Annotated in this window: 14 protein-coding genes; 9 read left to right on the forward strand and 5 right to left on the reverse strand. The window is 69.4% G+C overall.

All coding sequences use genetic code 11. From position 1 onward, the window contains the following. Window positions 1-75: 75 nt before the first annotated feature. On the reverse strand, window positions 76-621 hold the full coding sequence (locus tag NVU01S_RS21500) for a YceI family protein (RefSeq protein WP_043673349.1): 546 nt from the start codon (window positions 619-621) through the stop codon (window positions 76-78). 102 nt (window positions 622-723) lie between these two features. On the opposite strand from NVU01S_RS21500, the gene NVU01S_RS21505 reads away from it, so the two are divergent. Continuing rightward, window positions 724-1557: a helix-turn-helix transcriptional regulator gene (locus NVU01S_RS21505; protein ID WP_043673346.1), complete on the forward strand. Its 834-nt coding sequence runs from the start codon at window positions 724-726 to the stop codon at window positions 1555-1557. A 1-nt stretch (window position 1558) separates the two neighbouring features. Here the strand turns inward: NVU01S_RS21505 and NVU01S_RS21510 are convergent, their stop codons facing one another. The 3 genes from NVU01S_RS21510 to NVU01S_RS21520 all read right to left on the reverse strand — a co-directional run bounded on the left by NVU01S_RS21510 (window position 1559) and on the right by NVU01S_RS21520 (window position 4314). Continuing rightward, on the reverse strand, window positions 1559-2248 hold the full coding sequence (locus NVU01S_RS21510; RefSeq protein ID WP_014987775.1) for a ferritin-like fold-containing protein: 690 nt from the start codon (window positions 2246-2248) through the stop codon (window positions 1559-1561). Window positions 2249-2319: 71 nt separating this feature from the next. After that, a complete protein-coding gene (locus NVU01S_RS21515; RefSeq protein WP_043673343.1) occupies window positions 2320-3387 on the reverse strand; it encodes a polyhydroxyalkanoate synthase family protein in 1068 nt (355 codons plus the stop codon). Between the two features lie 69 nt (window positions 3388-3456). Further along, window positions 3457-4314 (reverse strand): SCO6745 family protein, encoded by an 858-nt coding sequence (locus NVU01S_RS21520; RefSeq protein ID WP_043673341.1) that lies wholly within the window; start codon window positions 4312-4314, stop codon window positions 3457-3459. A 450-nt stretch (window positions 4315-4764) separates the two neighbouring features. Here NVU01S_RS21520 and NVU01S_RS21525 point away from each other — a divergent pair, with 450 nt between their 5' ends. The 6 genes from NVU01S_RS21525 (at window position 4765) to NVU01S_RS21550 (ending at window position 10166) form a co-directional block, all read left to right on the forward strand. Further along, the gene (locus tag NVU01S_RS21525) at window positions 4765-6429 is read left to right on the forward strand and encodes a DEAD/DEAH box helicase (protein WP_043673339.1); all 1665 of its coding nucleotides are present in this window, start codon (window positions 4765-4767) and stop codon (window positions 6427-6429) included. Between the two features lie 28 nt (window positions 6430-6457). Continuing rightward, entirely contained in the window at window positions 6458-7693 is a 1236-nt protein-coding gene (locus NVU01S_RS21530) for an Rv3212 family protein (protein ID WP_043673335.1), read from the forward strand. Window positions 7694-7795: 102 nt separating this feature from the next. Then, window positions 7796-8302: a nitroreductase/quinone reductase family protein gene (locus NVU01S_RS21535; RefSeq protein WP_043673332.1), complete on the forward strand. Its 507-nt coding sequence runs from the start codon at window positions 7796-7798 to the stop codon at window positions 8300-8302. 68 nt (window positions 8303-8370) lie between these two features. Continuing rightward, on the forward strand, window positions 8371-8982 hold the full coding sequence (locus NVU01S_RS21540; protein WP_043673329.1) for an acid phosphatase: 612 nt from the start codon (window positions 8371-8373) through the stop codon (window positions 8980-8982). Next, on the forward strand, window positions 8979-9464 hold the full coding sequence (locus tag NVU01S_RS21545; RefSeq protein ID WP_029897327.1) for a GNAT family N-acetyltransferase: 486 nt from the start codon (window positions 8979-8981) through the stop codon (window positions 9462-9464). Before NVU01S_RS21540 ends, NVU01S_RS21545 begins: the two co-directional genes overlap by 4 nt. 9 nt (window positions 9465-9473) lie before the next feature. Then, window positions 9474-10166: an endonuclease V gene (locus tag NVU01S_RS21550; RefSeq protein ID WP_043673325.1), complete on the forward strand. Its 693-nt coding sequence runs from the start codon at window positions 9474-9476 to the stop codon at window positions 10164-10166. Window positions 10167-10179: 13 nt separating this feature from the next. Here NVU01S_RS21550 and NVU01S_RS21555 read toward each other — a convergent pair whose 3' ends face one another. Further along, window positions 10180-10596: a hypothetical protein gene (locus NVU01S_RS21555; protein ID WP_043673431.1), complete on the reverse strand. Its 417-nt coding sequence runs from the start codon at window positions 10594-10596 to the stop codon at window positions 10180-10182. Window positions 10597-10864: 268 nt separating this feature from the next. Between NVU01S_RS21555 and NVU01S_RS21560 the strand changes: the two genes are divergently transcribed. Both NVU01S_RS21560 and NVU01S_RS21565 read left to right on the forward strand, forming a co-directional pair. Next, window positions 10865-11809, forward strand: coding sequence for a diacylglycerol/lipid kinase family protein (locus NVU01S_RS21560; protein ID WP_029897334.1), 945 nt, complete (start codon window positions 10865-10867; stop codon window positions 11807-11809). Between the two features lie 252 nt (window positions 11810-12061). Then, window positions 12062-12316 carry a WhiB family transcriptional regulator gene (locus NVU01S_RS21565; protein WP_011211115.1) on the forward strand — a complete coding sequence of 85 codons (255 nt, stop codon included), beginning with the start codon at window positions 12062-12064 and terminating at the stop codon, window positions 12314-12316. Window positions 12317-12397: the final 81 nt, after the last annotated feature.

Raw genomic sequence — 12397 nt, forward strand, 5'->3', positions numbered from 1 at the left:
CAGACGGTGCCTGCGCTCTCAGCGAAACAGAAAAGGCCCGCACGCCGCTGTGCAGGCCTTCGTCGGCGCGCGGGCCTACTTGGGCTCGACGAGCTGGATCTCCAGCTCGATGTTCACCTTGTCGCTGAGCATGCCGGGCAGCGCGCCGCCGACGCCGAAGTCGGTGCGCTTGATGGTGCCGGTGGCCGAGAATCCGGCGTGGTTGTCACCGGTGGCGCCGAACTCCTGCACGCCGCCCCATTCCACGTCCAGGGTGACGGGCTTGGTGACGCCGCCGAGCGTGGCCTCGCCCTCGACCTCGAAGGACTCCGCGATCTGCACCGGCGCGGTGGCGCGGAAGCTCAGTGTCGGGCGGTTGGCCACGTCGAGGAAGTCCGCGGTGCGGATGTGCGCGTCCCGGTCCGGGTTGCCGGTGTCGAACGAGTCGAGGTAGATCGTGGCGCCGAGCTCGGCGCGACCGGCCTCGTCGACCACGAATTCGGTCTCGAACTTGGTGAATCCGCCGCGCACCTTGGAGATGCCGAGGTGGCGGACGGTGAAGGCCACCGAGGAGTGCGCGGTGTCCAGGGTCCAGGCGCCCGCCTTCAGCTGGGCAGTGGTCGATTCGGAAGAAGTAGTCATGCCCTAGACCCTGGCCGGACCGCGGTCCGTTAACCAGACCGCCGTTATCCTGGACCTGACAGGGCGAGGGTAAGCCTCCCAGGAAACGGCACGATGGAGCCCATGGCACGCAACGGATTCGCGGAGTTCCTCATCGCACGCCGGGCCGAACTACGGCCCGGCGACGTCGGCATGCCGGAGGGCAGGCGGCGCCGGACCCCAGGACTGCGCCGCGAAGAGGTGGCCGTCCGGGCCGGGGTGAGCGCGGACTATCTGGCCCGGCTCGAACAGGGCCGCGATACCAATCCGTCCGTCGCGGTGATCGACGCGCTGGCCGACGCACTGCTGCTGCGCGGCAACGAACGCCATCACTTCAGCATGCTCGCCCTGGCCTCCGGCAACGAATCCAACTGCCCGGGTAGCGAATCCGCCGAGGAGCAGGTCGCGGACACGATCCAGTCGATCCTGCGGGCACTGCAGCCGACCCCGGCCTTCGTGATCGGCCGGCGGTTGAACGTGCTGGGCTGGAACACCGCCTGGGCCGAGTTCGCCGCGCCGCTGGGCCTGCTGGACGGGGACGGCCAGCCGAACCTGGCCTGGTACACCTTCCGGCAGCCGACCGCGCGGACGGTGCTGCGCAACTGGTCCGAGGCGGCCGATATCTTCACCGCCGCGCTCGCCCGCGCGAAACTCCGCTGGCCGGGCGATGATTCGCTGCTGAAGACGATCGATGCGCTGCGCCGCCAACCGGAGTTCGCGGCCCGCTGGAAGCCGCACCACGTGGGTGCGCGCATCTCCGGCATGCTGCAGCTGGACCACCCGGTGCACGGGCGGGTCGACGTGCCGTTCGAAACCTTGGAAGCCGACCGCGATCAGAGCGTCATCGTCTGGCTGGTCGACCAGGCCCAGACGCAGACCCAGGGCCTGCGTCTGGTTCGTCCGGCCGCGAACGAGTAGGTCAGAGACCGAGTTTGGCCATGCGCTCGGCGTGGCTGGTCTGCATGCGCTCGAACAGCGCGGCGATGCCGTTCAGGTCGCCGGTGGCGCTGAGCACCAGCTCGGTCAGCTCGTCGCGCTGGGCCATCACGTACTGCGCCTGGGTGATCGCCTCACCCAGCAGGCGCCGGCCCCAGAGGGTGAGCCGGTCGCGCTCGGAGCGGCTGGTCTCGACCGCGCGACGCACCTCCTCCACCACGAACTCGGAGTGGCTCGTCTCTTCCAGCACGTCCCGGACGACGGCCGCGACCTCGGGGGTGAGCGCACCGGCGATCTCGGTGTAGAAGTCGGCGGCGATGCCGTCGCCGACGTAGAACTTCACCATCGACTCGAGCCAGGTCGACGGGTCGGTGGAGGCGTGGTAGGCGTCCAGCGCCCGGACGAACGGGGCCATCGCGTCGAAGATGTCGACGCCGCGTTCGGCCAGCGCCGACTCCAGCGCGTTGAAATGGCCCATCTCGGCGGAGGCCATCTTGGCGACCGCTACCTTGCCGCGCAGCGTCGGCGACAGCTTGGCTTCCTCGGCCAGCCGATAGAACGCGGAGATCTCGCCGTAGGCGAGCACCGCGAACAGATCGATGACTCCGGGATGGTCGGCGGGGATGGAGTCTGCGGACGAAACACCCGGCGCGGCAGGTGACTGTGCTCCCATGACCCCAGACTAGTACTCCGCCGTGACCGTGCCCGCCCGCGGCGCTGCCTGCGCCGCGATCCCGCGCGCGCTCATGCCGATTCGGCGAGGAACTTGTCCAGATAGGTCCAGGTGGTGCCGCGTGCCTCGGGGCCGGTGAGGATGCCCAGATGGCTGCCGGGCGAGGTCTCGTAGCGGACCGAGGCGGCGCCGGTGAGGTTGCGCGCGCCCGCCTCGACCGCGGCCGCCGCGGTGATCACGTCGCTCGGCCCGCCGACCAGCAGCACCGGCGCGCTCACCTGCGCCAGCTCGATGCGCCGCGCGCCGAGCCGGACCACACCGCGACCGATGTCGTTGTTCAGGATCAGCCGGCCCCACAGCTGACCGTAGAAGCGGCCGGGGTAGCCGGGCATCTCGGCCATGAAACGGTCGATGGTCTCCATCCGCGCCAGCGTCTCGGTGCGCGCGATATTGCTCGCGACGAACCATGGCCGGGTCAGCTCGCGATCCCACGCGGTGACCTTGTACGCGATCCTGGTCAGCGACGCGGGCACGCCACCGGCCGCGCGGACCAGCGTCGAGGTGCCGATCCCGCCGGTGAACCGGGCGACCGCGCGCAGCTGCGGAATACCGGTCATCTTGTCGTAGTCCAGCGGCGAGCCGACCGCGGTGATCGACCGGATCGGCAGCTCGGCGTGCGCGGCGGCGGTGAGCAGCGCCAGCGTGCCGCCGAGCGACCAGCCGACCAGGTCGACGGGCACGCCGCCGCGATCGGCGGAGGTGCGCAGCACCGCCTCGGGCAGGATCTCGTCGATCCAGTCCTCGAAGCCCATCCGCCGGTCCGCGAAGGTGATCTCGCCGTAGTCGACGACGTAGGGCGCACGGCCCGTCTCCAGCAGGAACCCGGCCAGGCTCTGGTCGGGGCGCAGGTCGAAGCAGGTGGCAGGCGCGGCCAGCGGCGGCACCAGCAGCACGGCGGAATCGGTTGCGGTGGAAGTATTCTCGGCCGCACCGGGGCGCTGCTCGAACCGGCGCAGCTGGCGATGCGGCTCGTCCCACAGCACCGTCGACGGGGTGGGATCGGGCGCCTCGACGCCCGATCCGAAGGTCAGCGCCCACGCGTTGCGCGCGGCGGTCGTGACGGTGTCCGCGATATTCACACCGAGAATGTCTCACATCTCGGTACCGGCGGTAACAGGCAAGTCCGATTTGTGGCGAACACCCCTGTATCAGCCCCGGCCCATGGCGACCGGGGTGACGGGCGGCAGCACCGTCTCCCGCACCCGTTTCACCAGCGGCGCGAGCGAGGTCGTCAGCTCGGCGACACCACCGGCGGACAGCGCGGCCAGGCCCCCGTTCCACGCCGCCTTGTCGGTACTGGCCTCCACCCGGGTGAGCAGTTCGCCGCCGCTGCCGGTGAGCGCGGGATTGCTCGGCTCCCCCCGCACCAGGCCCCTGGCCCGCAGATCGTCGCAGGTGTCGGCCCATTCGCGCTCGGACAGACCGCGCGCGGGCCGCATCACCGATTCCGGCGCCTTACCCGCCGCCACCTGCATGATCAGCGCCTCGCGACCGGTCAGTCCGTGTGCCACCAGCGCGGCGACGTGCCCGTCGCCGCGGTGCTCGCGCAACGAGCTGGTCAGCTGCCACAGCGCGCCGACCGGATCCGCGGGCAACGGCAGCGCCGCGTTTGCCGCGAACAGCGGCCTGCCGGTCGGATCGGCGTCGCGCTGTACCGGAGCGAGCAATTCCACCGCGCGGGCGCATTCCGCCTCGCCCGCGCCGAGCCCCCGCAGCAGCGCGGTCGAGAAATCGAGGCGTACCTCCAGACACTGCTGCGGGGTCGCCCGCGCCCAGGCGTCCGGCACCGCTTTGCGCACCATATCCGGATGAAAACCGGCAAAGGTCGCCGTCACTGTGGCGGCGGTCACGGCGCCGAGCGGAGCGGCCCGAAATGCGAAGTACGTTTGCCAGTAACCGCGCAGCCCGATCGCGACGCCCGCCTCCTTGACACCGGTCCCGAAATAGACCACATCGTGTAGCGGTTCGAGCGTCGTCCAGATTTGCCGCGCAGGATGAATTGCCATGTCGCGCAGCGTACGTCGATGAACGGCGCGGGGATACCGTAGTTCGGATTCCGAATAAACGGTGGTGGCAATTCGAGCCGCGCACAATATCACGCTACAATCGCAGCGGACAACGAAATGTTTCGCTCGACGGAGTTGCCAGATCTGTGCGTCGACCGCCACCGCGGTACTCCGCAGATCGCCCGCCACCGAGTTGTCGAGCAGCGGTTTCGTCGTCCAGGAAAATGTGCGCGCACCAGATCCGCATCGCCAGTGCGCCGCGCCGATGTCTCGCGAGGTAGCTGCCACAAGCCGCGGCACCCGACGACATCCGGAGCGTGGCCGGGCGAGTATCACAGGCGGAGACGTGGTCGTCGTGGGCCGACCGGTCCGCCCCACCTCGTGCGCGCGTGACGCGATTACGAGGAAGGCACGAACCTGAGCAAGATCACCGTTGAACAGGAACCCGGGGTGGCGGACACGCTGTTGACCGCCGAACTGGACGAAACCCATACCGCACCGACATTTGCCGAATTGGGGGTGCGCGCGGAAATCGTGCGCGCGCTCGACGAGATCGGCATCGAACGTACTTTCGCCATTCAGGAACTCACCCTGCCGTTGGCGCTCGCCGGTGAAGATCTGATCGGTCAGGCGCGCACCGGCATGGGCAAGACCTTCGGCTTCGGCGTGCCGCTGCTGCACCGCATCGCCACCGCCGACACCGGCACCACCCCGCTCGACGGCACGCCGCGGGCGCTGGTCATCGTGCCGACCCGCGAGCTGTGCATCCAGGTCACCAACGACCTGGAGAACGCGAGCAAGTACCTGACCAATCACCAGGGACCGTTGCAGGTGGCCTCCATCTACGGTGGCCGCCCCTACGAGTCGCAGATCGCCGCGCTGCGCGCCGGCGTCGACGTCGTGGTCGGCACGCCGGGCCGGCTGCTGGATCTGGCGAACCAGAATCATCTGATCCTGGGCAAGATCGGCGTGCTGGTGCTGGACGAGGCCGACGAGATGCTCGACCTGGGCTTCCTGCCCGATATCGAACGCATCCTGACCATGGTTCCGGACAAGCGCCAGACCATGCTGTTCTCGGCCACCATGCCGGGCCCGATCATCACCCTGGCCCGCACGTTCCTGACCCGCCCGACGCACATCCGGGCCGAGGAACCGCACGATTCGGCGGTGCACGATCGCACCGCGCAGTTCGTCTACCGGGCGCACGCGCTGGACAAGAGCGAACTGATCGCCAAGGTGCTGCAGGCCGAGGGCCGTGGCGCCACGATGGTCTTCACCCGGACCAAGCGCACCGCGCAGAAGGTCGCCGACGATCTGGCCGAGCGCGGCTTCTCGGTCGGCGCCGTGCACGGCGACCTCGGCCAGATCGCCCGCGAGAAGGCGCTCACCAAGTTCCGCAAGGGCGCCATCGACGTGCTCGTCGCGACCGACGTGGCCGCGCGCGGCATCGACATCGACGACGTCACCCACGTCATCAACTACCAGTGCCCCGAGGACGAGAAGACCTACGTGCACCGGATCGGGCGCACCGGCCGGGCCGGGCGCACCGGCGTCGCGGTGACGCTGATCGACTGGGACGAACTGGCCCGCTGGGCGAGCATCGACAAGGCGCTCGGCCTCGGCATCCCGGAACCCGTCGAGACCTACTCCCGCTCCCCGCACCTGTTCAGCGATCTCGGCATCCCCGAGGGCGTCTCGGGCACCGTGCGCAAGGCCAAGCCGGAACGGGAAGAGGACGCGGTGGTCGTCGACCGCCCGGCGCGTACCCCGCGCAAGCGCAACCGCAAGCGCACCGTGCGCGGACAGCCGGTCGAGGGCGCCGAGACGAACGGCGACACCCCGGTCGAGAAGCACAGCGCGCACGACGCGTCCCCCGACTCGGACGAGAACGGGGACCAGCCCGCGCGGCGCAGGCGCAGGCGGCGTAAGCCCGCGGGCGACGCCGAGGCCGGCCCGGACACCACGACCGAGAGCGCGGACACGTCCGAGAACGCGGCGGCCGAGCCGGGCGAGCAGCCGGCCCGGCGCAGGCGCCGTCGCCGCAAGCCCGCGGCCGACGGCAACTCGACCGAAAGCGCAGGCAGTTCGGTCGAACCTGCCACGGCTTCGGTCTGAGCGAGACGGATCCGCTACTCTCGCAATCGTGCTCGCACCCGAGCGGCGAACGCGCGCCGACGTAATCTCCGCTGTCGCGATCGCCGCACTCGTGGTGGTCGCGGCGGTGGTGGTGTGGGCGCGCGGCGATGCGCGGGGCACCGAATCGGTGACCGCCACCTCGCCCGTGCCGACACCCGCCGCGACCGATCAGCTGCCCACCTCGTTGCGCGAGCTGTGGCACGCGCCGAACGCCGCGAGCGAACGGGCGCTGGTCTCCGGCGGCGTCGTCGTCACCGGAGACGAGGGCACCGTCACCGGCCACGATCCGCGTACCGGCGACGAGCTCTGGTACTACCGGCGCGATATGCCGCTCTGCGGGATCGAGGGTCAGTTCACCACCGTGGTCGCGGTCTACCGGGACCAGCGCGGGTGCAGTCAGGCCACGCTGCTGGCCGGTGACAACGGCGCGCGCCGCACCGCGCGCACCAGCTACATGGATCCGTCGGTGCGCCTGTCCGTCGACGGCACCTACACGCTGGCCCAGGGTCCGAAGCGGCTGGAGATGTGGCGTTCGGACCTGGTGCGCACCCTCGAATACGGGTTCGTGGACGCGCCGGTGAACGTGAAAACCCAACCGCGCAAAGGCTGCACGCTGCTGTCCTCGGGCTCTAGCCCGTCCCGGCTCGCCGTGCTGGAGCGCTGCCCCGAGGACGCGGCCGACCGGCTCACCGTGCTGAACCCGGCGCCGAAGGACAACACGGTGCCCGAGGAGCACGGCTCGCACGTATTGACCGGTCCCGGAAGCGATTCCGCCGACGCCAAGGTGCTCGCGGTGTCGGACAACCGGATCGTGCTCTATCTGCCCGGCGCGCCGGGCGCGGCCGGCGCGCAACCCGCGGCGCCCCGCCTGGCCGTCTTCGACGCGACCGGTAATCCGATTGTGGTGCACCAGCTTTCGGCTCCGCTCAGCGCCGAGTCGACGACCACCCGAATCGGTTCGGCCTACCTGGTTTTCACCGGCAACAGCGTGATCGCCTTGAACGGCACCACGTTCGACCCGCTGTGGACCGCGGCGGGCGCGCTCGGCAGCCCGGCCATGATGGCGGGCCGGCTGCTGCTGCCGACGGCGGGCGCGATGGCGTTCCTCGATCCCAGCTCCGGCGCCGAGGTCGGCCGGGTCCCGCTGACCCGTACCGACTACAGCGGTGCGCCCATTTCCCTCGCGGTGCTCGGCTCGACCATCCTGGAACAACGCGGCACCGAGGTGTACGCCCTCGGCTGAGCGCCCCCGGCGCCGTCGAGCTCAGCGCTGCGCCGGCGAACGCGGCACAGCCGCGACAATTCGGGGCGACCGTCTGTCGGTGCCGTGCGGCACACTACCGGCATGAACGAAAACGACCCCACCGCGGCCGCGTCGAAAAGCGACATCACCTCGTTCGACGACCCGGACGCGCCCTGGAATCAGGAGTTCTCCGAAGCCGAGATGGCCAACTGGAACGACGGCGTGATCGAGGAGTTCCGGGCGGGCGGGGGCAAGGTCGGCGGCGCCTACGCCGGGGCCGAACTCCTGCTGCTGACCACGACGGGCGCCAAGAGCGGCAAGCAGCACGTGGTCCCGCTCGGGCTGCTGCGCCGGGGCGAGACCATTTACCTGAGCTCCTTCATCGAGGACAAGTACCCGGCCTGGTATCACAACGTGAAGGCCGATCCGCGGGTCACCGTCGAGCTCGGCGGCACGACCTATCGCGGCACCGCGCAGGCCCTGGAAGGCGCGGAGTACGACGAGTTCGCGGCCTGGGCGCTGGCCGAGAACCCCCTGCTGGCGGACTATCAGTCCAAGATCACCCGCCCGCTCCCGCTGGTCGTGCTGACGCTGGCGCCGCAGGACTGACCGGTGCCGACGCCCCGGCGACACCGGCCGGGGGACGCGCCCGGCCGGGCGTGAACCATGATGGATCCATGTCCGTACTCGACGATGCCCGGCTGGTGCTGCTCCGACACGGCGAGACCGCCTGGTCCACCGGGCACCGCCATACCGGCACCACCGACGTGCCGCTCACCGAGCACGGTGAGGCGCAAGCCCGCGCCGCCGGTCCGCTGCTGGCCGCGCTGCAACTGCGTGACCCGCTGGTACTCACCAGTCCCCGCAGCCGCGCGAGGCACACCGCCGAGCTGGCCGGGCTCACCGTCACCGCGGTCGACGACGATCTGGCGGAATGGGACTACGGCGACTACGAAGGCCTGACCACGCCCGAAATCCGCCAGACCGCGCCCGGCTGGACCATCTGGACCGGCACGGTGCCCGGCGGCGAGTCCGCCGACGCGGTGCGCGCCCGAGCCGATCGAGTGCTCGCCTCGGTGGAACCCCAACTGCCCGAACGCGATATCGTGCTCGTCGGGCACGGACACTTCTCCCGGGCGCTGATCGCCCGCTGGGCCGAATTCGAGCTCACGGAGGGCCGCCGGTTCGCCATGTCGACCGGCGCGCTGACCGTACTCGGCTACGAACACGAGGTGCGTACCGTGCACGCGCACAATCTCGTTCCCACCAGCAACGGAGCAATACTGTGACTGTAGAACTGCGCCGCGCCGTCCCCGCCGATGTGCCGGGACTGGTCCGGCTCGTCGAGGATCTGGCCGAGTACGAGAAGGCCCGCGACGAGTGCACGGTCACCGAAACCCAGCTCGACACCGCCCTGTTCGGCCCCGAACCGAAGGTCTTCGCGCACGTGGTGAGCGAGGACGGGGAACTGGTCGGCTGCGCGATCTGGTTCCTCAACTTCTCCACCTGGGACGGCGTGCACGGGATCTATCTCGAGGACCTCTACGTCAAGCCGCAGACCCGCGGCAAGGGGTACGGCAAGGCCTTGCTCACCGCGCTGGCGCAGGAAGCCGTCGAGCACGGCTACAGCCGCCTGTCCTGGTCGGTGCTGACCTGGAACACCCCGTCCATCGAATTCTACGAATCCCTCGGCGCCGCAGCGCAAGACGAGTGGGTCGGCTATCGCCTGTCCGGCGAGGCGCTCGATCGGCTGGCCAAGGACGGGCAGTAGCGCACGACCATGACATGGCTCGCACATCTCGACGAGACCACCTGGCCGACGACTCCGGACGAGGCCATCGCGATCCAGGACGACCTGCGTCCCAAGGTCGAAACCAGCGGCTCGGCAAGCGATTTCCGGATGATCGCCGGGCTCGACTGCGCCTACGCCGACACCGGGGCGGTCGCGGCCGCGGTGGTCGTGCTGGACGCGACCACGCTGGAGACCGTCGAAACCTCTGTCGCACACGGGGTCTCACATTTCCCGTACTATCCCGGCCTGCTCGCCTTCCGCGAATTACCCACCACCATGCGGGCTTTGGCGCAACTCGCCGCCGCTCCCGACCTACTGGTCTGTGACGCACAGGGTTTGGCGCATCCGCGCCGCCTCGGCTTCGCGTGTCATATCGGCGTGCTCACCGGGGTGCCGGCGATCGGCGTCGCGAAGTCGGTCTGGGGCGATTACGCCGAACCCGGGCCCGAGCGCGGCGCGCGCACCGATGTCACCATCGACGGCGAGGTCGTCGGCAGCGCGTTGCGCACCAGGGCGGGGGTGAAACCCGTCTTCGTCTCCATCGGCCATCGCATCGATCTGGACACCGCGTGCGCGCAGGTGCTCGCGCTCACCCCGGCGTACCGCCTGCCGGAGACCACGCGGCGCGCGGACGCGCTGTGCCGCACGGCGCTCAAAGGCGCGGTGGCCCGCCAGGGGTGAGGACCGGACGGCCTCAGTCGGGTTCGACGCCGTAGTCCGCGGCCATCCACCGGGTGGACGGCGGCGCGAACAGCAGGACCAGGCTGCCCAGCGCCACGACGCCGAGGGCCGCGCCGAGCAGCGGCTGGTGCGAGTCGGTGAGCAGCGACCAGGTGACCGGCAGCAACAGCAGTTGCGCGATGACCGCGATCGCGCGGCCCCACCGTTTGCCGAGCAGTAAGCCGATGCCCGCCGCGAGCACGGCGCCGCCGAGGATGCCGAACCAGGCGGCCGTGCCGTACCCGCTCGTCGCCGTCTGGTCGGCGCCGAGCAGCCCGCGCACGATCAACACCAGCGCCACGATCACCGCGACGCCGCCCTCCAGTGTCACCAGCGCGCCCGCGCCACGCACCGTCGTCGGCACGCCCGCGGCACCGTCACCTCTACCGATTTCAGCCACCCGCCAAGCCTAGGCTCTGTCTCGAAGTCCGGCCGGATGCCTCCGCGGTTCAGCTCGCCGCCTGGCAAGGCGGAGGAGGAGCCGATACCGGGGTTGTATCGGTGACGACGACAACGCGGCCAGGCGGCGAGCTGGACCGCGGAGGCGCCGGATGGGACTTCGAGACTGAGCCTAGGTGCCGATGCCGCCGGCCCGCCTCGCGGCCGGTCCGGTTCAGCGGCTTTTCGGACCGGTTCGGCGGCCAATTAAGCTGCGTGGCGTGCGGACCCTGCTGATCGTGAATCCGAATGCCACCTCGACGACGCCGGCGACTCGCGATCTGCTGGCGCACGCGCTGGAGAGCCGCACCCAGCTGACCGTCGCGCACACCCAGCACCGCGGGCACGCGGCCGAACTGGCCCAGTGGGCCGCCACCAACGAGATGGACCTGATCGTCGTGCACGGCGGCGACGGGACGGTCAACGAGACCATCAACGGCTTCCTGCCGCTGCCCGAACTCAACGACGGCCAGGCCTGGCTGCCCAGGCTCGGCGTGATCCCCGGCGGCTCGGCGAACGTGTTCGCCCGCGCGCTCGGCATCTCCCCCGATCCGGTGACCGCCACCAATCAGCTCATCGATCTGCTCACCCTGGACAAGGACCGCCGCATCGGACTGGGCCTGGCCGACGATCGCTGGTTCACGTTCAGCGCGGGCGTCGGCCTCGACGCCGATGTGTGCGAAGCCATCGATGAAAGTCGCGCCGACGGAAAAACCGCGACGCCCGCCCGATATCTTCGAACAACTGTGCGACAGTTTTTCCGCGCGCGGCGCAGGGAACCGTCCGTCCGGATCGAAATCCCGGGCCACGAACCGATCACCGACGTGCATTACGCCTTCGTAACGAACACCACCCCGTGGACCTACCTGAACACCACCCCGGTGCACACCAACCCGGGCACCAGGTTCGAAACAGGTCTCGGCGTGTTTGCCGTGCGTTCGATGGCCGTACTGCCTACACTGCTGCTTGCCAGGCAGCTTTTGGCTGTCGATGGAAACCCCAAGTCCCGCAATTTGTTTCGCGAGGACAACGTTCCGTCCGTGCGCGTCGAGACGAAGGAACCCATCGGTCTGCAAATCGATGGCGACTTTATCGGGAAGCGCAACGTGGTGGATTTCACGGCGGTGCCCGCCGTCCTGGACGTCGTGGCGCCGCGACCAGCCTGATGCAGAAAACGCACGAAAAACATCGTGGTTGCGCTGCGAAAACCGGGTAGAGCGAGTACAAAGGACCGGGCAGGTTCCCCCAGCGGGAGCCGTTGAGCGTGAGCTTCCCCACGGTGCACCAGATACCTATTGACATCTACGGTGTTCGTGAAAGCATTCACAAGCAACCGTGCGGAAACATTCGAGTCGCACAAGTGAACGATCCACAAACCGTCGGCGCCCTTTTGCGGCGCCCAGCAAAGGAGCAGAGGAATGGACTGGCGCCACAAGGCCATCTGTCGCGACGAGGACCCCGAACTGTTTTTCCCGGTGGGTAACAGCGGTCCTGCGCTCGCGCAGATTGCCGATGCCAAGCTGGTCTGCGCTCGCTGCCCCGTTACCGCTGACTGCCTGTCCTGGGCCCTGAAGTCCGGACAGGATGCCGGCGTGTGGGGCGGTATGAGCGAGGACGAGCGTCGGGCGCTGAAGCGTCGCAACGCGCGCACACGCACCCGCACCGTCGTCTGAGCAGACGTTCGGATTTACCGGACCTTTCAGCCCGGTCCGGTAAACGCATTTCAGCCCGGCACCCCAGAGGTGCCGGGCTAT

This window comes from Nocardia vulneris, from assembly GCF_001613425.1.
GTDB classification, from domain to species: Bacteria; Actinomycetota; Actinomycetes; order Mycobacteriales; family Mycobacteriaceae; genus Nocardia; species Nocardia vulneris.